General features: G+C 51.2%; 18 protein-coding genes, 1 other RNA gene and 3 pseudogenes. 16 read left to right on the top strand and 6 right to left on the bottom strand.

Annotation, left to right across the window (positions count from 1 at the left end):
* Nucleotides 1–26 precede the first annotated feature (26 nt).
* Nucleotides 27–1,633, bottom strand: a pseudogene (locus EL645_RS03855) (carboxyl transferase domain-containing protein).
* Between the two features lie 276 nt (nt 1,634–1,909).
* Between EL645_RS03855 and glmU the strand changes: the two are divergent.
* The 6 genes and pseudogenes from glmU to EL645_RS03825 all read left to right on the top strand — a co-directional run bounded on the left by glmU (nt 1,910) and on the right by EL645_RS03825 (nt 6,559).
* Nucleotides 1,910–3,196, top strand: coding sequence for a bifunctional UDP-N-acetylglucosamine diphosphorylase/glucosamine-1-phosphate N-acetyltransferase GlmU (glmU, locus tag EL645_RS03850; RefSeq protein WP_218031715.1), 1,287 nt, complete (start codon nt 1,910–1,912; stop codon nt 3,194–3,196).
* Between the two features lie 157 nt (nt 3,197–3,353).
* Complete coding sequence (locus EL645_RS03845; RefSeq protein ID WP_126548801.1) at nt 3,354–3,989, top strand: CNNM domain-containing protein; 636 nt, start codon at nt 3,354–3,356, stop codon at nt 3,987–3,989.
* A complete protein-coding gene (locus EL645_RS03840) occupies nt 3,962–4,795 on the top strand; it encodes a hemolysin family protein (RefSeq protein WP_136625161.1) in 834 nt (277 codons plus the stop codon). The genes EL645_RS03845 and EL645_RS03840 overlap by 28 nt, the downstream gene beginning before the upstream one ends.
* 3 nt (nt 4,796–4,798) lie before the next feature.
* Nucleotides 4,799–5,029, top strand: a pseudogene (locus EL645_RS43880) (hydroxymethylglutaryl-CoA lyase-like TIM-barrel protein); the annotation flags it as partial.
* A 65-nt stretch (nt 5,030–5,094) separates the two neighbouring features.
* Nucleotides 5,095–5,730 carry a hydroxymethylglutaryl-CoA lyase gene (locus EL645_RS03835; RefSeq protein ID WP_281276259.1) on the top strand — a complete coding sequence of 212 codons (636 nt, stop codon included), beginning with the start codon at nt 5,095–5,097 and terminating at the stop codon, nt 5,728–5,730.
* Nucleotides 5,731–5,872: 142 nt separating this feature from the next.
* Nucleotides 5,873–6,559, top strand: a complete 687-nt coding sequence (locus tag EL645_RS03825; RefSeq protein WP_246035271.1) for an AAC(3) family N-acetyltransferase — start codon at nt 5,873–5,875, stop codon at nt 6,557–6,559.
* Between the two features lie 31 nt (nt 6,560–6,590).
* Here the strand turns inward: EL645_RS03825 and EL645_RS03820 are convergent, their stop codons facing one another.
* Together EL645_RS03820 and infC are read right to left on the bottom strand one after the other, a co-directional pair.
* The gene (locus tag EL645_RS03820) at nt 6,591–8,048 is read right to left on the bottom strand and encodes a S41 family peptidase (RefSeq protein WP_126548797.1); all 1,458 of its coding nucleotides are present in this window, start codon (nt 8,046–8,048) and stop codon (nt 6,591–6,593) included.
* A 249-nt stretch (nt 8,049–8,297) separates the two neighbouring features.
* Complete coding sequence (infC, locus tag EL645_RS03815; RefSeq protein WP_246035270.1) at nt 8,298–8,930, bottom strand: translation initiation factor IF-3; 633 nt, start codon at nt 8,928–8,930, stop codon at nt 8,298–8,300.
* A 454-nt stretch (nt 8,931–9,384) separates the two neighbouring features.
* Here infC and EL645_RS03810 point away from each other — a divergent pair, with 454 nt between their 5' ends.
* Together EL645_RS03810 and EL645_RS03805 are read left to right on the top strand one after the other, a co-directional pair.
* The gene (locus tag EL645_RS03810) at nt 9,385–10,455 is read left to right on the top strand and encodes a DUF255 domain-containing protein (RefSeq protein WP_126548795.1); all 1,071 of its coding nucleotides are present in this window, start codon (nt 9,385–9,387) and stop codon (nt 10,453–10,455) included.
* A complete protein-coding gene (locus EL645_RS03805; RefSeq protein WP_136625160.1) occupies nt 10,452–10,991 on the top strand; it encodes a YyaL domain-containing protein in 540 nt (179 codons plus the stop codon). Before EL645_RS03810 ends, EL645_RS03805 begins: the two co-directional genes overlap by 4 nt.
* Before the next feature lie 9 nt (nt 10,992–11,000).
* On the opposite strand, the gene EL645_RS43875 is transcribed toward EL645_RS03805, so the two are convergent.
* The 3 genes from EL645_RS43875 to EL645_RS03795 form a co-directional block, all read right to left on the bottom strand.
* Nucleotides 11,001–11,519 (bottom strand): methylenetetrahydrofolate reductase, encoded by a 519-nt coding sequence (locus EL645_RS43875; RefSeq protein ID WP_218031714.1) that lies wholly within the window; start codon nt 11,517–11,519, stop codon nt 11,001–11,003.
* Nucleotides 11,510–12,946, bottom strand: a complete 1,437-nt coding sequence (locus EL645_RS03800; protein WP_218031713.1) for a bifunctional homocysteine S-methyltransferase/methylenetetrahydrofolate reductase — start codon at nt 12,944–12,946, stop codon at nt 11,510–11,512. Before EL645_RS03800 ends, EL645_RS43875 begins: the two co-directional genes overlap by 10 nt.
* Before the next feature lie 151 nt (nt 12,947–13,097).
* On the bottom strand, nt 13,098–13,550 hold the full coding sequence (locus EL645_RS03795) for an Hsp20/alpha crystallin family protein (protein WP_161977086.1): 453 nt from the start codon (nt 13,548–13,550) through the stop codon (nt 13,098–13,100).
* Nucleotides 13,551–13,933: 383 nt separating this feature from the next.
* Here EL645_RS03795 and tyrS point away from each other — a divergent pair, with 383 nt between their 5' ends.
* The 8 genes and pseudogenes from tyrS to recA all read left to right on the top strand — a co-directional run bounded on the left by tyrS (nt 13,934) and on the right by recA (nt 21,327).
* Nucleotides 13,934–15,163 carry a tyrosine--tRNA ligase gene (gene tyrS / locus EL645_RS03790; RefSeq protein ID WP_371865718.1) on the top strand — a complete coding sequence of 410 codons (1,230 nt, stop codon included), beginning with the start codon at nt 13,934–13,936 and terminating at the stop codon, nt 15,161–15,163.
* 364 nt (nt 15,164–15,527) lie between these two features.
* A pseudogene (gene mtnP, locus EL645_RS03785) lies at nt 15,528–16,402 on the top strand (S-methyl-5'-thioadenosine phosphorylase).
* A 103-nt stretch (nt 16,403–16,505) separates the two neighbouring features.
* An RNA gene (gene ffs / locus EL645_RS03780) (signal recognition particle sRNA small type) lies at nt 16,506–16,605 on the top strand.
* 119 nt (nt 16,606–16,724) lie between these two features.
* Nucleotides 16,725–17,600, top strand: coding sequence for a DNA polymerase III subunit gamma/tau (dnaX, locus tag EL645_RS03775; RefSeq protein ID WP_126548792.1), 876 nt, complete (start codon nt 16,725–16,727; stop codon nt 17,598–17,600).
* Nucleotides 17,576–18,907, top strand: coding sequence for a hypothetical protein (locus EL645_RS03770; protein WP_126548791.1), 1,332 nt, complete (start codon nt 17,576–17,578; stop codon nt 18,905–18,907). The genes dnaX and EL645_RS03770 overlap by 25 nt, the downstream gene beginning before the upstream one ends.
* Nucleotides 18,908–18,922: 15 nt before the next feature.
* Nucleotides 18,923–19,219 carry a YbaB/EbfC family nucleoid-associated protein gene (locus EL645_RS03765; RefSeq protein ID WP_126548790.1) on the top strand — a complete coding sequence of 99 codons (297 nt, stop codon included), beginning with the start codon at nt 18,923–18,925 and terminating at the stop codon, nt 19,217–19,219.
* A gap of 2 nt (nt 19,220–19,221) precedes the next feature.
* On the top strand, nt 19,222–19,830 hold the full coding sequence (recR, locus tag EL645_RS03760; RefSeq protein WP_126548789.1) for a recombination mediator RecR: 609 nt from the start codon (nt 19,222–19,224) through the stop codon (nt 19,828–19,830).
* 426 nt (nt 19,831–20,256) lie between these two features.
* The gene (recA, locus tag EL645_RS03755) at nt 20,257–21,327 is read left to right on the top strand and encodes a recombinase RecA (RefSeq protein WP_174845316.1); all 1,071 of its coding nucleotides are present in this window, start codon (nt 20,257–20,259) and stop codon (nt 21,325–21,327) included.
* The last annotated feature ends 86 nt before the right edge of the window (nt 21,328–21,413 follow it).

The following is a 21,413-nucleotide window of genomic DNA, read 5'->3' as shown; positions in this document are numbered from 1 at the left end:
GTAACAGCCAATTTTGAGGATACAGCTTACATTCTAAACACGCCGAATGGCGTCTCGGGCATAGGAGCATTGAGCGCAGCGGCGATGCCCAATCCAAGGACGGTGCGTGTATCGCGCGGATCGATGATACCATCATCCCAGAGGCGGGCGGTACTATAATAGGGATTGCCCTCTTCCTCATATTTGTCCAGGATAGGTTGCATAAAGCTCGCCTCTTCTTCCTGGCTCATGCTTTTCCCACGCGCGGCCAATCCTTCTTTGCGTACCGTTGCCAGCACCGTAGCAGCCTGTTGCCCTCCCATCACAGAGATACGGGCATTCGGCCACATCCAGAGTTGATGTGGTGAGTAGGCACGTCCACACATGCCATAGTTGCCAGCGCCGAAAGAGCCCCCCATAATCACAGTGAACTTAGGAACCGCTGCATTGGCGACGGCCATCACCATTTTTGCACCATCTTTGGCGATACCACCATTTTCATACTGGCGTCCAACCATAAAGCCGGTAATGTTTTGTAAGAAGATCAAAGGCGTCTGGCGTTGTACACAGAGCTCAATAAAGTGGGTGGCCTTCAAGGCACTCTCGGAGAAGAGGATGCCATTATTGGCGATGATGCCGACGGGAAAGCCCATCAAGCGCGCAAACCCGCAAACGAGGGTGGTGCCATACAGAGCTTTAAACTCATGGAAATCGCTGCCATCCACCAGGCGAGCGATGACCTCCCGTACATCGTAGCTGCGACGATTATCAGCTGGCACAATACCGAGCAGATCATTGTTGTCATAGCGCGGCTCGATTACCGGGCGAATATCCCAGGGCACATATTTGCGGCGATTAAGGTGTGATACGATACTGCGGCAGATAGCCAGCGCATGTTCATCGTTGAGAGCGTAATGGTCGGTTACCCCCGACGTGCGGCTATGCACATCGGCGCCTCCCAGTTCTTCCGCGCTGACCTCCTCTCCGGTTGCGGCTTTGACCAGCGGTGGGCCGCCCAGAAAGATAGTACCATTGCCACGCACAATGACTGTCTCATCGCTCATTGCCGGAACATAGGCTCCCCGGCGGTGCAGGAACCCATCACCGCCGCAATCTGTGGAATGCGCAGACTGGACATACGGGCCTGATTATAAAAGATGCGCCCAAAGTGGTCTCGATCGGGGAACACCTCGGCCTGTAGAGGTAGAAAAGCGCCACCAGAATCGACCAGGTAGATACAGGGAAGGTGGTTTTGTTGCGCGATTTCCTGTGCACGTAGATGTTTTTTGACCGTTTCAGGATAATATGTACCACCTTTGACCGTCGCATCATTAGCTACGATCACACATTCTTGACCTTCAACCAGGCCAATGCCAGTGACAATACCCGCGGCTGGAGCATCGTTATTATACATATCCCAGGCTGCCAGTGGACTGAACTCTAAAAACGGGGTGTTGGGATCGCAGAGTAGTTGAATACGCTCACGGGCCAGCAATTTGTTGCGCTTGCGATGTTTCGCGATGGCATCCGCGCCCCCACCTTGCTGGACTTGCTGGATATTGAGGTTTAGTTGCTCGATAAGTCGCTGAAAATAGGCGCTATTTTCCACAAAATCTGGGCTATGACGATCTACATGGGTTTCGATGACAGCCATAGTATCTATATCCTCTCAACAACGATGATAGAATAGGATTTTTGTTGTAACTATTGCGCATCATTGCGCTGTAAATGAGCATATCACTCTGCTCAGCAAGCGTCAAGGGACAGGTCGGCAAGCGCAATATTATGTTGACAGCGGGTGCCATTTCGTGTACTATACATGTGTAAAATTAGGAATTAAGCTGATCTACATGGGCGAATGGCGATCCGTTTCTCATGTATCCTCCAGGTAATACATATTAAAGAATATAAAGGGTTTGCAAAACAAACTATGAATACATATGCGACCGTAGTCCTTGCAGCAGGCAAAGGTACGCGGATGCGTTCAACGTTGTCAAAACTCCTTCATCCATTGGCTGGCCAGCCGCTATTGTCACATGTGCTGAAATCTGTTGAGGCGATCCCCTCTACCTCTGTATTTGCTCCCTGGCGCGAAAGTGTTGCAACACAGCGTCCTATTGTGGTTTTGGGACATGAGGCAGAACAGATTTTATCCGCTTTTGGAGAGCGCTGTCAGTATGCGATGCAGCATGAGCAGTTAGGTACTGGTCACGCTGTCCTGGCGGCTCAGGAGGCCGTTGACGCACTTGCGCCTTTACCCGATACTGTGCTTGTTTGTTATGGTGATACGCCGCTGGTAAGAAGTGAGATGCTGGCCAGTGTGCTGGCTGAACATCTTTCCCAGCAGGCGACCGTAACATTTCTGACCGCCGATGCTGATCCTTCTTCTGATTATGGGCGTGTCGTACGTGATAGCCATGGAGATGTGCGGGAAATTGTAGAGGTCAAGCGCGCCACACCTGAGCAACTGCAGATTACAGAAGTAAATTCTGGCGTCTACTGTTTTGAGCGGGCATGGCTCTGGGAATCTCTGCACGCCCTGCCGCGCAATGCCAGTGGTGAATATTATTTGACCGATCTTATTGCCGTCGCGGGGGTGCAAGAGCGTCGCATTGCGACCGTGCGTGGCTCATTGGATGAGACACTGGGTGTAAATAATCGCGTGCAGCTGGCCGAGGCCGAGCAAGTGATGCGGCGGCGTATCCTTGAAAGGCATATGTATGCCGGCGTAACCATTATCGATCCAGCCTCGACCTATATCGATGAAGAAGTCTCCATTGGGACCGATACCGTTGTTTTACCAGGGACGATGATCACCGGAAAGACTACCATTGGATCATGGTGCCGCATTGGCCCGGGGACTACTATTTATCAATCTTCAATCGGAGAGCGCTGTGTTATTCGTAACTCGGCACTGGAAGAATCCGTATTAGAAGATGAGGTGAGTATGGGCCCATTCAGCCACTGCCGACCGGGTGCACACCTGGCCCGTGGTGTACGTATGGGTAACTTTGGAGAAGTCAAAAATTCGTACATTGGCGCTGAGACAGATGTCCATCATTTTAGTTATGTAGGTGATGCAACCGTTGGCGAACATGTCAACATTGGTGCCGGCACGATTACCTCCAACTATAACGGACTCACCAAAGAAAAATATCATACCACTATTGGTGATGGTGCCTTTATCGGGTGTGATACCGTGTTTGTGCCCCTGTAACCGTTGGTGAACACGCCATGACCGGGGCCAGCTCGTTAGTTAATAAAGACGTTCCACCCCACGCGTTAGTGTATGGTGTTCCAGCACGACATGTGCGTACGTTGCCTTCATTGGAAGATGAAGCGGCGGATGGTGGCAAAAAGGAATAGGTGCTCATATGGACGGCCCTGGCTTATCGAGCTTAGCCGCCAATATCAATTTTCATGTTTCACAATTCGATGCACAGGCCTGGCTCCAGCTGATCATTATGCTGGTAATGTTAGTGCTCTGTGCATTGGCTTCAGCCGCTGAAACAGCCTTTACCTCGGTCAATCGCATTAAGCTGAAAAACCTGGTCGAGGAAGGTGATAAACAGATGCTCAAAATTGAGCGTTTGTTAGCTGAACCAAATGTTTTCCTCTCGACGATTCTGATCGTAAACAGCGTTGCTGTGGTTGTGGCGTCTAGTATGGCGACAGTCTTAACGCTGCGCTTCTTCTCCGCCTCCTTTGGCGAAGTGATTTCTTCTGTTGCTACTTCACTGATTGTGTTGATCTTCTGTGAAATCTCACCCAAGACGGCCGCGGTACAAAATCCGCTGCGCTGGGCGCGTTTCTTCATTGATCCTGTGCGTGCCACTGCCTGGGTGTTACGGCCAATCGTCTGGATACTCAGTGCTGTGACAGCAGGTCTGGTACGGCTTCTGGGTGGCCACATGAAGCATCGGGGCCTTTCATTACAGAAGATGAGCTACGCCTGCTGGTCACGGTGGGTGAAGAAGAGGGTGTGCTTGAAGAAGAAGAGACCGAGATGATTCGCAGCATCTTTGAATTCGCGGATACCACCGTACGTGAAGTGATGGTTCCGCGTATTGACATGGTGAGCCTGCCCAGCACTGCCACGGTTAACCAGGCGGTAGACCTGGCCATGCAAGGTGGGTTCTCGCGTATCCCGGTCTACGAAGCTTCCGTGGGCGTAGATGACATCCTGGGTATCCTCTATACCAAGGATATGCTGCGTCAGTTGCGTGAGAATCATGGTTCACTGCCAGTCCACAATCTAGTACGTAGCGCCTATTGTGTGCCAGAGACCAAGAAACTGGATGATCTCTTGCGCGAACTGCGTCAGAGCCGAACCCACATGGCCATGGTGATCGATGAATATGGCTCGGTTGCTGGACTGGTCACTATCGAAGATTTGATGGAAGAGATCGTGGGAGATATTCAGGACGAATATGACCATGAAGAGAAACTGGTTGAGGTTGTCAATGAAAATGAATATATCATCGACGCCAAGATGAGCATCTATGATTTCAATGAGTTGATGGGCACCCACATGGACGATAGCGACTACGAGACGCTGGGCGGCTTTGTCTATGCGCAGTTGGATAAGATTCCAGGAGTGGGAGACACGATCTCATTTGAAAATATGACCCTGACAGTTCTGGCCACGCGGGGTCGCCGTATCCTCAAGATACGTGTGGCACGCCACCAGGAAGAGGAGTCAAGTCTGCTGTTGTTACCTGCACCGGCAGAGGATGAGCAGCAGTCCGCGGATACGGTGGAAGATAAGGGAATGCTGACCGAACAGCCATCCCGTTTCGAATACAAAGGTGCGTAATATATGCTTCCAGCTATCGCCACATTGCCAGCGTCAGTTAGGATCGTTGAGGTAGGGCCGCGTGATGGTCTACAAAACGAAAAGGTCCAGATTCCGACTGAGCAGAAGATTCAATTTATTCACCTGCTAGCAGAGGCTGGCCTCCCGGTGGTGGAGGCCACTTCGTTTGTCAGTCCACGGGCCATTCCACAGTTGAGCGATGCCGCCACTGTGATGACGGCTTTGCAGCGCCTGCCAGCAGTTGAATATCCCGTACTGGTTCCCAATCTTAAAGGGATGGAGCGCGCCCTGGCCTCAGGGTGCGCTCCATTGCTGTCTTCACTGCTGCCAGCGAAAGTTTTACTCGCCATAATATCAACGCCAGCATCGCCGAGAGCCTGGCCAATTTCCGGCCTGTCCTGGACCTGGCCCGGCAGGAGTCTATCCCTGTACGCGGCTATATCTCAACCGTTTTTGGCTGTCCCTATGAAGGCCAGGTGGATCCGCAGCGTGTCGTTACCGTGGCCAGAGAATTATTGGATATGGGAGTAGCCGAGATCTCGCTGGGTGATACCATTGGCGTGGCCAATCCACTGCAGGTCGCGCAGGTCCTGGAGCTGGTGATCCATTCAGGGGTGGAGTTAGAACAGATTGGTGTGCATTTTCATGACACGCGTGGTACCGCGCTGGCCAATGTGCTGATGTCCCTGCAGATGGGTATTACTACCATTGATGCTTCCGCTGGTGGCCTGGGTGGCTGTCCTTATGCACCAGGCGCGGCTGGCAATCTGGCGACAGAAGATCTACTCTATATGCTGGATGGTATGGGTATTGAGACGGGTGTAGACCTGGCAAAGGTAGTGGAGGCCACACGTTATATTGCCCCTTACCTGGATCATCCTCCTACCAGCAAATATTATCAAGCGGCCAGGGCTGCGGCGGGAACAGAAGCATGACTGTAACCATCAAAGATATTCGCCAGGCGATAGAGATACTGAGTTTGTCAGGGATGCCCATTTGTGTGCATTCCTCCTTACGCTCATTTGGCCCGATAGAGCATGGTCCTGAGACCATTGTGTCCGGTCTGCTGGCTGAGGGGTGTACCGTGCTGGTCCCTACTTTTTCGGATGCCGCTTACGCCGTGGCTCCCCTGATCGTCCCGAGATGCGGCCTGTACGCAATGGTATACGTTATGATCAGCTCTCCTCTCGCTTCCATATGGGCGGTAACGAGGTGTATACCCCTGCTTCGCGGGAGATAAATATTACCATGGGGCTTATCCCCCAGTATATAGTTGAGCACCCCCAGCGTGTACGGGGCAATCATCCTTTAAACTCATTTGCCGCGCTGGGACCACTGGCTGAGACCTTGATTGATGGACAGGACCCGCTCGATGTCTATGCGCCCCTCCATACTTTGACCTTGATGCATGGCTCGATTATCTTGATGGGCGTTGGTCTGGAACGCATGACTTTTTTACATTATGCAGAGCAGGTCGCAGGGCGTGAATTATTCCGTCGTTGTGCCAATGGCCCTGATCGGCAACCCATGCTGGTTGAGGTTGGCAGTTGCTCAGAGGGATTTGGTCGCCTGGAGCCGGTCCTGGTGACAGCGCAACAAAAGCTCAAAGTAGGCCAGAGTCTCTGGCAAGTATATGCCGCAGGTGAGGCGTTACAGTTGGCGGTGGATGCGATCCAGGAGCAGCCTGAGATTACCCATTGTGCCGATAATGAGTGTGTACGCTGTAATGATGCCATAAAAGGAGGACCGCTGCTCGCGATCTAGGCAAGCAGCGGCCTCGTAGCTTATACGTGACTTATTTATTTCCCTGTAAGTACTCAAGCGCCTTAATGAGTTGATTATCCTGACTTTTTAGTATTTGCTGGGCGTTCATATTCGCCGCATTTTCATCATTAGGTGTCACAATAGTGCCGGTTGCTGGAAGTTTGACCTCAATATTTGGGGTGATACCTCCATTGTGTTGATCTCCCGTATTGCGAATAAAATGCCCCTGAGGCGTCAACCATTCCTGCGTTCCAATAAGCAATTGTGAACCATCTGAAAGGTTGAAGGGTTGCAGTACGGTGCCGGTTCCATATGTACGCTCACCAATGACGGTTGCGCGCCCATTCTCTTTCAGTGCGCCGGCCACAATTTCTGCCGCACTGGCCGAATTGGCATTGACCAGCACAACCATGCGGGATGTCGTATCGACTGGATTACCCGTAACATCTATCGGAGTACGCTTACCGCTGCTATCCTGTTGTAGCAACACATGGCCACTCTTCACAAACAGACTGGTCATATTGACTGCTTCATTTAAGAAACCGCCTGGATTGTCTCGCAAGTCCAGGATAATATTGGTTGCACCCATACTTTTTGCTTTAGCAAGCTGATCCTTGACCTGTCCCGATACGCCGTCCGCGAACTGAACAACCTGGATATGTACTGTATGGGTCTCCGGGATATAATGCATGATCACATTTGGAACATTGATTTCTGAGCGCGTCAATTTGAACGTGCGCGGTTGTGCTTCTCCAGCCCGCTGAACCGTAATATTAACGCTCGTGCCAACTTTGCCTTGAATCATGGTGCTTACACCGGCTGTATCCTTGCCTGCGGTACTCTTGCCATCGACCGCGATGATGACATCACCATGTTTAAGGCCAGCTTTTTCAGCTGGAGAACCTGGAATTGGTGAGGTTACAATCAATTTACCACTGGTTTTATCCTGGCTTAAATAAATGCCAACGCCTGTGAACTTGCCGCTCAATTGCTGATTCTCAGCCTGAGTGGCCTGGGGGTCCATAAAACGTGTATGCCCTTTATCACCTAAAGTCGCAATCATTGCATTGATCGCAGCATACGACATCTTCTGATAATTGACAGCTTTGCGATCCACATAATTTTGATCGATTTTGTTCCAGGCCTGCTGGAATAAGGCGGAGTATGCCTGAGAGGGATCATTCTGGTTGAAATAGGCTTCGCCAAAGTACTGATGCCCAAACCAGCCACCGAAGAAGGCCACCACCACAAGGGCTACAAGGGCAAGGATGCGCCCAATCATATGTTGTAGTCGATGTGTGGTTGGTGCCTCATGTTGTGGAGGATAGGTTACGGCTCCTTGTTGATAAGGGTGAACGTTATTCGCATCCTGCGATGGAAGAAAAGGATAATGATCAAAATCATCGGGATTTTGCTGTGATTGTGGCGACGTCGTTTGATCATTCTGTGGCTGCTGTTCATACCAGCGGGGGTCATCGTATCTGCTCACCAATTGCCTCCTAAGGCACCGTTGCTTTGAGTGCGCTTATATATTTTACTATGTTCCCTATATACCTGAATGTTTAGTTCTATCTTAGATGTCGTTTTCTTAAAAGTCAAATAAAAGCAGGGGTAAACAGGTAAAAAAGATGGTATAGTCCCTACGAACTATACCATCTTTTGCTTTTTATTTTTGTGATCCACTGTTGAGCAACCTACGAGCCATCGACATAGGATGCGGTGCATGTGAGGTGAATAACTACTGTTCCTGTGGCCCACTGGGTGTCTCAGTTGCCGCAGTAGCTTCTGGCGCAACAGGCTCCTGCTCATCCGCAGTCTCTGCTTGTGCACTTTTATTCTTCTCTGCAGCGGAAGCCGCCTGTTTCTTTGGTGGTTCCCAGCCAGGTGCGCGGGAGACGATCATCGACATCAAACGACCTTCCATTGCCGGGGAGCGTTCGATTGTCGCTATACCTTTCAGTTCTTCCGCTATACCATCTAGCAACTTACGCCCAATATCGGGATGGCGCATATCAGGTCCACGGAACTGTACACTGACCTTTACTTTATCACCATCAGCTAAAAACTCTTGGATTTTGCGTGTTTTAACTTCTACATCATGGTCGTCGGTACGTGGACGCATGCGAATTTCTTTGAGTGTGATGGTTTTCTGATTTTTGCGGGCCTCGTTTTCCTTCTTGGCCTGCTCGTATTTATAGCGACCGTAGTCCATCAGCTTACAGACTGGTGGCATTGCGTGTGGCGAAACCTCGACCAGATCCAGGTTCCGGTCGCGGGCAATATCGAGTGCGCGTATTGGAGGCATCACTCCCAGCATCTCGCCATTTTCATCGATTAAGCGTACTTCACGTGTACGAATGCGTTCGTTCACACGTGTCTCTCTTGAACGGTCGTTGTTCCCCCGAAAATCCTTATTAATAGGGCTATTCTCCTCTTCTTGAATTACTAATTGGTAGTTGCCTTCAACAATGAGATACTCTGTCTATGGATGATATTACACTTACGGCTAATTTTGCCCAGCACGAAATATCTGCCATAAACGGACTGTACAAGTATACTACTTGCAAACCAGCTTTGCAAGTGAGCAATAAGGTTAGAATGTATAGTTTCTGAATACTAGATCGGCATGGCAGTTCTTTTTATAAAGGAATAAGCCGCCAATTTTATCATCTTTGTGTATACTGATATTTCGTGTGTTCAAGTAGTGGCAGTGCATGTTTTTATGGTATACTTGAAGCCGAACGGATTTTATTGTAAGAGGTATGCCCATCTTCTCATTTCAACTCCACTTTACAAAACAGGCTTGACACGAAGGAGGCTCTTCTATGAGCGGCAATGTGATCGCCAACAATTCGTGGTCATTTGCTCCCGTGCCTGAGGTATTCCGCTATTCTGCTCATCCTAACCAGGCCTACAAGATTCATTGGAGGGCCTGGGGAAAAGCTGCGTTTGAAGAAGCTATCCAGATGGATAAGCCCATCTTCTTATTGATCTCTTCTCTGTGGTGTCAGGGATGTCATCTGATGGATGAAACGACACTTTCAGAGCCTCGTGTAATTGATGTACTTAATGCGGGCTATATTCCAATTCGGGTTGATAGCGATCTACGACCCGACATTAACCAGCGTTATAATCAGAACGGCTGGCCCAGTGTATTGCTCCTCTCTGGAGAGGGAGAGATTCTCTGGGGCGGCACGTATGTACCGGCCACAACGTTGTTGTATTATCTTGGCTATATTCGGCGTTATTATGCCGAGCATCGTTATGATATCGCTGAGCAGGTGCAAGATCTGCAGTATCAACGCCATACACGTGCGTTGACCCAGACCTTATCTGCTAAGAGGGCACTCACATTGTTGCCAGAAGAGCAGCTAGCGTTGCAAGATTTACCAGCGGCGGCCGCTAATATTCTGCGCGATCTATACGATCATGAACAGGGTGGCTTTACCATCCATCCCCACTTAAAATTTCCACACCCTGATGCCCTTGAGCTTTTACTTTTAAGCAACCAACCCGGCGATTATGAGATGGTGCGCTATTCGCTGGTGCAGATGCGTGATGGTGGGCTCTGGGACAATGAGGAAGGTGGCTTCTTCCGTTATTCCGCTACCAGTGATTGGAGTATGCCGCATACAGAGAAGATGTTGGATGAAAATGCGGCCATGCTGCGGTTATTGATATTGGCGGCCCAGTCTTCTGGTGATCGACAATGGATTGAATTGGCCAGGCAGTTAATTGCCTATCTCAACACTACCCTCTGGTTGCCAGAAGTGGGGCATTTGGCGGTAGCCAATGTGCGGACGAAGACTACTATGAGCCTGGACTATATTCGCGCGCCTCGCGTACCCCGCCACAGGTGGATCACACCGTCTATACCGCCAGTAATGCCCATATGATCTCTTCTTACCTCCTGGCAGCTCAGGTATTGGAAGATGCAACCCTGGGGGCCCAGGCCCTACAAGCATTGGATTATCTGTGTACTCACCTCATGCATCGCGATGGTTATATGTTTCACTATGTTATGGGTGATCAAGCCTATCTGGCTGGCCAGTTGGCTGACCAGGTCTGGATGGTGCAGGCACTCCTGGATGCTTATGCTATGTCTGGTTCCAAAAAACATCTAGAGACCGCAATTGCACTGATGCATTTTACCTGCCAGGAATTATTAGATCCTCAGAGCGGGCTGTTTTATGATTACCTCGCTGATCCTGAGGCCATTGGACGCCTGGCCCTGCGGGAGCAGCCGCTGACCGAGAATGCCCTGGCTGCTGCTTGCCTGCTACGTATGTCTGCTTATAGTCATCGAAAAAACTTGCATGGTACAGCTTTACGTGTCCTCTCAGGTAGTCTGAGCAAATATTATCATACTGGTATCCAGGGTGCATTCTATGCCTGCGTAATAGCGCAGGCCAGCGAACAAAGCTGGCTGTAAATTCTACCTTTAAGCGAGCTGCTGGGCGCGCAACGTCTTGATCAGCTCGCTGACAATGTCATAGCGGCGATAAGATGGCAGTAGATAAACTCCCTGAATATGTGTATAGGCCTCTGCGAGCAGTTCCTGTGCTATCCTCAAGCCTTCTTCATTGCCGTGCTCTCCGGCCGCCCGAAGACGGTTACGAACCTCTTCAGGGATTGTAATACCGGGCACCTCATTATGTAGATATTCAGCATGTTTGGAATTGTGTAGCATCACATACCCAAGGAGCATGGGGACCGGGGGCTTGCCTGCCCTGCTGAGAAATCGTTCCAGGGGTGCCAGTTCATAAATTGGCTGCGTCATGATAAAATCCGCGCCCGCCTCGATTTTGCGCTGATACTTCTCGATCTCGCGATCAGTCTCTTCGTCGGTCATATTTAAATTGAGGGCACAACCAATATGGAAGGATGCCTTGGCACCTATAGAGGAACCGGCGGCGTCGTGACCTGCGGTGAAGCCGCGAATAATCTGAATCAAGCCCACTGAATCGACATCCCAGACGCCAGTGGTATTGGGTAGTCACCGACGCGCAAGGGATCTCCCGTCAGAGCCAGCACGTTACGGATGCCCAGTGCATGCGCTCCCAGTAACTCAGATTGCAGTGCCATCAGATTGCGGTCGCGCGTGGTGTAGTGAATAATGGTCTCAATGCCCAGGTGATCCTGTATCAACCGTGCCAGCGCGATGCAACTCATACGCACGCGGGCCAGAGGACTATCGGCGATATTGATAAAGTCCGCGCCGGCCTGTTGTAACAGGGCAGCCCCCGCCAGTAGTTTGGTAGGATTTAATCCCTTCGGTGGGTCCAACTCAATACTGATGACATACTCCCCAGCCGCTAACTTTTCCTGCAGACGGGTCTTTGTTCCCTCTTGCGGCAGCAAGGTCTCTTCCTCGATCAACTGTGTTACCACTGCATGACCATTTATAATGGCAGGAGAATGACCCGCAGCCGTTGGTGTGGTTAATGGAAGGGTCGCAAAGCGATTGCTGGTCCCATAATGTTTTGCCAGGGCCTGATTCATAGCTTCAATATGGCGTGGCGTTGTGCCGCAGCAGCCGCCGATTAACTGTACGCCAGCCGCAGCGAATTTTAGCGCGTAGTCGGCAAAGTAATCAGGGGTGGAGACATAGAAGAAGCGGTTCTCGATACGTTGCGGCAAGCCAGCATTGGGCTGGGCTGAAAAGAATGGTAGCGTCCTTGATCCTGTCTCGGATGCATCCTGGATGGCTGTGATCATCTCATTCAGTACATCTAATGTGGCTGCGGGACCCACGCTACAGTTTGCACCGATGACATCGACTCCCAGATCATTAAGCACGGTGGCTACACGTGTCGCTGATTGTCCGGAGAGGGTATGGGCATCTTCATAAAAGCTCATCTGGGCTACGATCGGTAACCCTCCAACCTCCTTGGCGGCCAGTACGGCCTGGCGCAGCTCAGAGAGATTCGAGAATGTTTCAAGGATCAGGAGTTCCACGCCACCTTCTTGTAAAGCTTCGATCTGCTGGCGAAAGATTGCTCGCAGCTCCTTGAGGCGCTGTTCGTCAGGAGCCTGGAGTGGTCGGCCTGTGGGTCCTAGCGCGCCTGCCACAAAAGCTGGCTGGCCAGAAACCTCACGGGCCTCCAGCGCGATACGGGCCGCCCGGTAATTCAGCTCGCGTACCTGTTGTTCCAGTCCATGTTCCGCCAGTTTCACCCGGTTAGCACCGAAGGTATTCGTCTCAATGACCTGTGCCCCCGCGCTCAAATATTCGCTATGGATACCCTGAATCAGCTCGGGCTGGGTAACATTCAACTCATCAAAGCAACGATCATATTTCACACCACGAGCATATAACAGTGTACCCATTGCCCCATCACAAAGCACCGGGCCGCGTCTCAGTTGCTCAAGGAACAGGTTATTCATTTCGGTACCTCTCCACCACTATAGACAATCTTATCTGCCGCTATCTCTATTGTACATTGTTTTTAAGCAGTGGTGCAGGCTGCTGAAGCTATGTTGATCAAACAAAAACGCCAGGAGAGATATGTCCCTCCTGGCGTTTTTATCATAATGCTTACTGGCAAGCAGATTTAGCGTGCATTGACCTTGATTGTGCGGGCTTTGGCATGCTCAGCCTTTGGCAGCTGCAGGTCAGAATACCATCGGTATAATGGGCTTCGACGCGCTCAGCGTTGATGGCAGCCGGAACAGTGATGGACTGCTGATAGCGACCGGACTGGAAGCCGTGCCAGTGGACGGTTGCGCCCTCTGGTACCTGCACTTTGGTCTCCCATTTCAGATGTACCACATCTTGCTGGACGGTGATCTCAACATTCTCAACATTGACGCCGGGCATAGGCAACTGGAGAATGAAGCCCTCAGCTGTCTCATACAGGTTGGCGGCTACGCCGCGGCTGCTGCCATTGGTCATGCGAGGGGAGATAACACTATCCTCAAATAGGCGATCCATCGCCTCGCGCAATGAAACTGCTTCGTTGAATGGATTGTAGCGTGTAATACCGGCCATTGAAGTACTCCTTCTTTTTTTACTATCTATGTTAGCTTTTTTATAAAGTGTTTGAACAGGAATGCATGTACCTTTAGGTCTAAAGGAGGCGAGAGCAGCGTACCTCTGCATTCGTCCTCTGTCCTCGCCTCCCTCATGTCTGTGTTTTTCTTTCTGTTGATAATATACTCCACTCTCTGTTAGAGGAACGTAAGCGCAATGTAAGAAGTTTGTTAGAAAGATTGATAGCCCTGTTATCAAGTTTCCTGCCAGGGGGACACTCTCGACGACATTCCTATATTCTGCTACAATGCAGCTAACAAGCGATCCGGGGAGACAAACTTCGCCGTAACAGTGTCGCGAAGTTTAATAAATATGCATATTGGGAGGAATGAAGATTGGTGTTGAAGCAGTCACCTACAAAGAAAGAGATCGACCATCTATTAACACGTGGTGTCTCACTGGTAGAGAAAGAAGCCGACCTGCGCCGGCTATTGGTAGAGGGCAATAAAGGCGAACCTTTGCGTGTCAAACTGGGTGTTGATCCGACACATTATGATTTGACCATCGGACACGCCGTAGTTTTTCGTAAGCTGCGACAGTTCCAGCGCCTAGGGCATAAGACCGTGGTGGTGATTGGCGATTGGACCGCCCGCCTCGGTGATCCCAGTGGTCGCCTGGAGGCTCGTAAGGCCCTGACTGCCGAAGAAGTGAATGCCAATGCCGCCACTTACCTTGATCAGTTCTTTAGAATCGTTGATAAAGATCAGACTGAGGTTCACCGCCAGACGGAGTGGTTTGACAAGTTTAATCTTGGCGATGCGATTAAGCTGCTTGGTTTCAAGACCGTGGCTCAGATGCTGGAGCGCGATGATTTCTCCAAACGCTACAAGAGCGGCATTGAAATCTCGCTATCGGAGTTTATGTACCCACTTCTGCAGGGCTATGATTCGGTCGCGTTGCGCTCAGATGTAGAGCTGGGTGGTACCGACCAGACCTTTAACCTGCTGGTCGGTCGTGACCTGCAGCCGATCTTTGGCCAGGCGGCGCAGCAGATCTTGACGATGAATTTGATTGTTGGTCTGGATGGCGTGAAGAAAATGGGCAAATCGCTGGATAACTATATCGCCATGACGGCCCCAGCGAAAGATATGTTTGGCAAACTGATGTCATTGCCCGATCAGACCATGCGCTCCTACTTTGAGGCCCTCACCGAGGTCGAAAATGAAGAATTGGACGAATTTGATCGCAAGATGTCTGAGGGCTCGTTGAATCCTCGTGATGTAAAATTGCGTATGGCACGTGAGATTGTCACGGAATTCCACAATGCAGCCGAGGCTGCCGAGGCCCAGGAAGCCTTTATTCGCCAGTTCTCTGAGCGCAAATTGCCCACCGATATTCCTGATTATCAGCTGGATAGTGCAAAGAACATCGTAGAGGTAATCGTAGAAGCTGGCCTGGCCGCCAGTAATAACAAAGCCCGTGAGCTGATCAAGCAGGGTGGGGTCGCCCTCTTCCCGAAGGGTGCATCCAGTGATTCAGAGCGCATCTCCGATGCCAACTATACCCTGGATGTCATCGATGGCGCCATCCTCAAAGTCGGCAAGCGCCAGTATATTCGCATCAAAGCATAGTCTTCGTACCTTTACCACTCAAAAAGTAGGTATATTAATACAGAAAATATGCCACTTAAAAAATCTATTATGCGTCATCCCGGATTTTTCAAAAATCCGAAAAACGGGTTTCGCGCTCCCAATGCGGGAGGTGCAGGAGGGCGGCGAGCCCTCCTGCCGGGGTGCGGGGTGTCCCCGCCAAACCTCTTTTTTCTTTTTACGCGCCGCCGCAGGCGGCGCGAGAGGGAAAAGGCCAGGGCGGGGACACCCCGCACCCCGGCAGGGAGGCCCCTGCACCCCAGTTTTGGGAACTTTTTCAAAAGTTAGGGATGACTCATAACGTACGCGAGCTACAAAGTTCCAAATTAGTTAAGGAGGACTCTCTATGCCACAGGCAAAGATTGGGGTGATTGGCGGTAGCGGACTTTATCACATGGAGAACATGACCGAGATAGAAGAGGTCAGGATTCAAACCCCCTTTGGAGATCCTAGTGATGTGATCACCATTGGTAAAGTTTCGGGTGTCTCAATGGCATTCTTACCCGGCATGGACGCGGCCATCGCCTCAGTCCGACAGAAGTGCCCTCACGTGCAAACATCTGGGCCCTCAAAAGCCTGGGAGTAGAGTGGGTAATCTCAGTCAGCGCTGTTGGTAGCCTGCGTGAGAATATTGCGCCACGTGACCTGGTCATTCCCGATCAACTTTTTGATCGCACCAAGAGCCGCGTCAATAGTTTCTATGAAGGTGGTGTGGTGGTCCACTGTTCCTTCGCTGAGCCATTTTGCCCCACGCTTAGCTCACTGCTGCTTGAGTCAGCGCGTGAACTGGGAGATGTCAAAGTGCACCAGGGGGGTACCTATGTCTGTATGGAAGGGCCACTCTTCTCAACTAAAGCGGAGTCCAACGTCTACCGCAAGCTTGAGATGGATATTATCGGCATGACGGCCTTACCAGAGGCCAAACTGGCCCGCGAAGCCGAGTTATGTTATGCCATCATCGCCTGTGCCACCGATTACGACTGCTGGTATGAGTCGGAAGAGACCGTGTCAGTGGATATGGTGATCGGCAACTTGAGCGCCAATATCGAGAATGCCAAGCGTATTTTGCAAAAGGTAGCGCAGAAACTGCCAGCAGATCGCCACGCGCAAGAATGCACATGCGAGCATGCCCTGGCCTCAACCATCATGACCGCCCCCGCCTTGATTCCAGCTGAAGCTAAAGAGAAATACAATCTCTTAATTGGCCGCTATATCTCTTGACAACTGTTCCAATTAGATGTAGAATGGGTTCATCCCACGAGGGAAAAGAAAAAAACCTTCTGGTGGGATGGACCGATTTTCTTCCGGTCCTGTCGGTTGGCGTAATCGGGTCCTGCGCGGCAGATGTTTGTGAACTCCGCTAGGTCCGTGAGGAAGCAACGGTAAATGGACCTCTCTGGGTGACGTGGGGGTTCCTGATTGCGCTAACCGGCAGGACCGGGAGAAAATCGGTTTTCTATGTCAAGCGTATCATCTACAACTCTTCTGGCAGCGGGTGGGCTCGTGGCCCCGTCATGAGGACACATAGGCGGGAGTAAGGAATATGGCCTCACAATCACTCTACCGTAAATGGCGCTCTCAGACCTTTGGCGATCTCGTTGGTCAAGAGCCTGTTATTCGTACTCTCAAGAATGCACTCAGCAGCGGCAATCTCGCTCATGCATATCTCTTCACTGGCCCAAGGGGTACCGGCAAAACGAGTATGGCCCGTCTCCTGGCTAAAACCATCAATTGCCTCAATCCACAAAATGGTGAGCCCTGCAATCAATGCGAACAATGCCGTGAAATTACCAACGGCAGCACTTTCAATGTGTTAGAAATTGATGCAGCCTCTAATCGCGGTATCGATAGTATTCGTGAGTTGCGCGAAAAAGTTATGATGCCGCCCTCGACTGGCAAATACAAGGTCTACATTCTGGACGAAGCACATATGCTGACGACCGAAGCCTTTAATGCCTTGTTGAAGACCCTCGAAGAACCACCGGCCCACGCTGTCTTTGTGATGGCGACCACCGATGTGCATAAGATGTTGCCAACGGTGCTCTCGCGCTGTCAACGCTTTGATTTTAAGCGCTTTAGCCTGCGTCAGTTGGTGAGCCGCTTACAATTTGTGGCCCATGAAGAGAAGGTCGACCTGGAGGGTGGGGCCGCCGAATTGATGGCGCGCGCCGCTGCCGGTGGTATGCGCGATGCGTTGAGCTTACTAGACCAAGCCATTGCCTACTGCGGCCATGTTATTACCCTGGAGCAGGTTCAGGCTATGCTGGGTGTGGCTGATCCACGAGCTATTCAGAAATTTATCCTTCATGTCGCAGAACTGGATAGTGCCGGGGGCCTCCATCTGATCCATGAGTTATCTGAAGCCGGGCTGATCTGCGACAGATCAATACGCAGGTGGCCGAGTTCTGGCGCGCGATGATGTTGTCTAAAGCAGGTGCCAATATCGCTGATATTCTGGACAGTACCGAGGATGAGCTCAAGGAGATTGAGCAGGCGGCCAAATATTTTGGTTTAGAGGAATTGACCGAGTGCGCGCGTGCCTTCGCGCAAAATGAATTGATGCAAAAGGGCCAGGGGACACCACAACTGGGCCTGGAACTGGCTTTTTTGGCATGCGTTGAATTACATCGTCGGGCCCAGAATGGTCATAGTACCGCGCCATCCGTTACTGCTCCTGCCCGTCCATCTACGGTCTCTAACCAGACGGCGCGTCCACGTGTGGCAGATTCGCCTCCAGCGACGTATGAGCCAGCGCCGGTAGCGGAATACCGTACGCCTCCAGCCAGGCCCGAGGTAGCCAGACCTGATCCAACCGCTGAGCCGCCAACAGCCAGTGCACCAGTGCAATCCGCGCCGAGGGCAACCAAAGTTGAAGAAGTAGAGGAATTGCCCCGGGTACCGGAACCGCATCCTACTAATCCAACTGTTGTTACACCAGTGGTACCAGTTACTCCTACTCCAGTAACAGAAGAGATTGAGGCGCCCGAAGCTGCTGCGGTTGATGATCCACCAACCCTGACTCTGTCAGATGTAAAAGAGAAATGGGAGATGATACGTAGGCGGGTACGCACGCGCACTGATGGTCCGAAGATAGCGGCCTTGCTGGGCGGTTATGTCGTTCTGGGCGTTGAAGGTACCAGCCAGTTACCCATTGTCGTTTGCAAAGCAAATATGGATTTCCATTATAAGACCTTGCAGAATGATAGCTACTATGAGGCTATTCGCTGGGCCCTTAAGGTTGAGTTAAAGACTGAATGTAACATTCGTCTGCTGCCGCCCAATGCGAATGTTTCCATTCCCACCTTTCCACGGCCTGCGGCACCGGCCATAAATACTATGCAGGCAGCGGCACCGCAGCAATCTGCGCGCACTGAGAGGCCGGTGCCACCACCAACACCACAGCAATCTGTACGCACTGAGAAGCCAGCGCCACCACCGACGCCACCCGCTCCACAGGCACGGCCAGCCAGCCCGGCCGCTGAGCCACAGCAATCAATACGTCTGGTACCACCGCCAGAACCTCGGGCCGCCGCACCAGTTCAACCGGCTGCGCCTATCGTCCCACCACTTGCCAGAAGTGAGGTTGTGAGAGAGAATACTACCAGGACATCTGCAAATAACGGAACACGTTTGCAGAGCATCAGACAGCATGCGGAGAGTAATCCGGTCGTAACCGAAGTCATTCGTATGTTTAAAGCTGAAATTAAAGAAATACAACCAAAATAAGGAGTTTTTCGCCCCATGAACATGCGTGAAATCCAGAAAATGCAACAAAAGTTGATGAAGATGCAGGAAGACCTGGAATCCAGCCTGTTTACTGGTACCGCCGGCGGTGGTGCTGTTACAATCACCATGACCGGTAAGTATGAAATCACTGAAGTCAAAGTAGATCCTGAAGCATTTAGTGCCGATGATATCGAAGAGCTAGAGGTAATGGTGAAAGCCGCTGCCAAAGATGCGCACGATCGCGTGACGGATGCACAGCAGAAGCTTGTCAACAGTGCCACTGGTGGAATGAAAATTCCTGGACTGTTTTAAAAATGAGTGATGTCGCAGCTCCTGTGGCAGCGTTAGTTGAAGAACTCTCGAAACTGCCTGGGGTCGGCGTAAAAACGGCGCAACGCCTGACCTTTTTCATTTTACGTAGCCCCAATGATCAGGCTCGTCGCCTGGCCGAGGCTATCTTGCGCGTCAAAGAGAGCATCATCTACTGTTCGCGTTGTTATAATATAACTGAGACAGATCCGTGTCCTATTTGCAGTAATCCGGGTCGTGATCAGGATAGTATCTGCGTGGTAGAGGAGCCTCTCGATGTTCTGGCTTTAGAGAAGACGGGCGTCTATAAAGGTCTGTACCATGTCTTGCATGGTGCACTCTCACCTTTAAATGGCGTTGGGCGTAAGGATATTCGCATTGATGAACTTCTCAAACGCCTCTCCGCAGGAAATGTGCGTGAAGTCATCCTGGCCACTAATCCTGGCTTTGAAGGCGACTATACCGCGGGTGTCATTAAAGACGACATCAAAAGCGGAATCGCCGCACCGCTGCGGGTCACAACCCTGGCGCGAGGTCTTCCTCTGGGAAGCGACCTTGAATACGCCGACGAAGGCACACTTAGCCGAGCCCTCGAAGGCCGCCGCGAAATATAATAAAAAGGGATGTCTCAATCGGCATCCCTTTCCTTTTTTCAACCTATAGCTGAGTGTAACTTGACACATGTACAGCCTCGTGGTACACTTGTTCTACTTTGCACGGAAAATAGAAAAACACACAATCTATTTCCGACTTTTTGCCCATATCAAAGAATAGTATTTTGTAGGAACACTCACAAGAGTAACATGGTCATCATCCCATAAAACATTTGTTTGCCATGTGCTCTCTTAAACATACTTTATTGAAAAATGACAGCCCTTGAGTGGATTGAAAAAAGGAGGAAGGCAGGGTGTGCCCTGGGAAGATGGCATAATCCATAGATACCATCCCATATCCTGCTAAAGTGAAACATGGCAATAAGCAAGAAGGACAAAAACGCAGCAGCAGCAGCAGCAGCGAGCAGTAGCGCGAATACGGCTGGCATGAGTGATCGTGAGAAGGCGATTGACCTGGCGCTGAATCAGATCGAGCGACGCTTTGGTAAGGGGTCAATCATGAAGCTTGGCGATGCTGCCAAGATCCAGATCGAGTGCATTCCCTCCGGCTCAATTTCTCTTGATCTGGCATTGGGTATTGGTGGTGTGCCGCGCGGACGTATCACTGAGATTTATGGCCCTGAGTCTTCTGGTAAGACGACCCTCTGTTTACACATTATCGCGAATGCCCAGCGTGCGGGTGGCTTCGCGGCCTTTGTTGATGCCGAGCATGCGCTGGACCCTTCCTATGCCGCTAAACTGGGTGTGGATACCCAGAACCTGTTGATCTCGCAACCGGACACCGGTGAGCAAGCGCTGGAGATTGTAGATTCGCTGGTACGCAGTAATGCCATCGATGTGGTAGTTATCGACTCGGTAGCAGCCCTGACCCCACGCGCTGAAATTGAAGGCGAGATGGGCGATTCCCATGTTGGCCTGCAGGCTCGTCTGATGAGCCATGCGCTGCGTAAATTGACTGGTGCCATCAATAATTCACATACCACCGTGATTTTTACCAACCAGTTGCGTGAAAAAATCGGTGTGATGTTTGGTAATCCAGAGACCACCGCTGGTGGTAAGGCCCTCAAGTTCTACGCTTCGGTACGTCTGGATATCCGCCGTACAGACTCGATCAAACAGGGTCAGGATGTGGTTGGTAACCGTACCCGCGTGCGTGTGGTAAAGAATAAGGTTGCGCCACCTTTCAAGACCGCCGAGTTCGATATCATGTATAGCGAAGGTATTTCGCGCGAGGGTGGCTTGATCGATCTAGGCCTTGAGATGGGCCTGGTGAAGAAGAGCGGCGCCTGGTTTACCGTCGGTGATATTCGCCTCGGTCAGGGCCGTGAGAACGCCAAAGAGTTCTTGCGCCAGAACAGTGATGTGGCGACCGCGATTGAAGATCAGATTCGTGGTAACATGCTGGCCTTCAAGACCGCCGAGGCTGAGGGTGTGGAGGAAGAGGACGACGCTGAGGTAGCCGCTCTGGCAGAGGCTGCTGAGGAAGAAGAAGTCTAAACTTTAAAGCCTGCAAGCAGGCCTCTCGGTGCTACTATCCGATTAGCAACAATTCATCGAAGAGATATCCCAATATCTCTCATAAA

Source organism: Dictyobacter kobayashii, assembly GCF_003967555.1.
Classification (GTDB): domain Bacteria; phylum Chloroflexota; class Ktedonobacteria; order Ktedonobacterales; family Ktedonobacteraceae; genus Dictyobacter; species Dictyobacter kobayashii.
Note: the sequence above shows the minus strand (reverse complement) of the source record. Positions and strands in the feature narration are given on the sequence as shown.

What these genes read in the sequence shown, in the direction of transcription:
- glmU (WP_218031715.1), top strand. Translation starts at nt 1,910, where the DNA reads ATGAATACATATGCGACCGTAGTCCTTGCAGCAGGCAAAGGTACGCGG.
- EL645_RS03800 (WP_218031713.1), bottom strand. Translation starts at nt 12,946, where the DNA reads ATGAATAACCTGTTCCTTGAGCAACTGAGACGCGGCCCGGTGCTTTGT.
- EL645_RS03845 (WP_126548801.1), top strand. Translation starts at nt 3,354, where the DNA reads ATGGACGGCCCTGGCTTATCGAGCTTAGCCGCCAATATCAATTTTCAT.
- dnaX (WP_126548792.1), top strand. Translation starts at nt 16,725, where the DNA reads ATGGCCTCACAATCACTCTACCGTAAATGGCGCTCTCAGACCTTTGGC.
- EL645_RS03805 (WP_136625160.1), top strand. Translation starts at nt 10,452, where the DNA reads ATGATCTCTTCTTACCTCCTGGCAGCTCAGGTATTGGAAGATGCAACC.
- recR (WP_126548789.1), top strand. Translation starts at nt 19,222, where the DNA reads ATGAGTGATGTCGCAGCTCCTGTGGCAGCGTTAGTTGAAGAACTCTCG.
- EL645_RS03765 (WP_126548790.1), top strand. Translation starts at nt 18,923, where the DNA reads ATGAACATGCGTGAAATCCAGAAAATGCAACAAAAGTTGATGAAGATG.
- EL645_RS03810 (WP_126548795.1), top strand. Translation starts at nt 9,385, where the DNA reads ATGAGCGGCAATGTGATCGCCAACAATTCGTGGTCATTTGCTCCCGTG.
- EL645_RS03795 (WP_161977086.1), bottom strand. Translation starts at nt 13,550, where the DNA reads ATGGCCGGTATTACACGCTACAATCCATTCAACGAAGCAGTTTCATTG.
- recA (WP_174845316.1), top strand. Translation starts at nt 20,257, where the DNA reads ATGAGTGATCGTGAGAAGGCGATTGACCTGGCGCTGAATCAGATCGAG.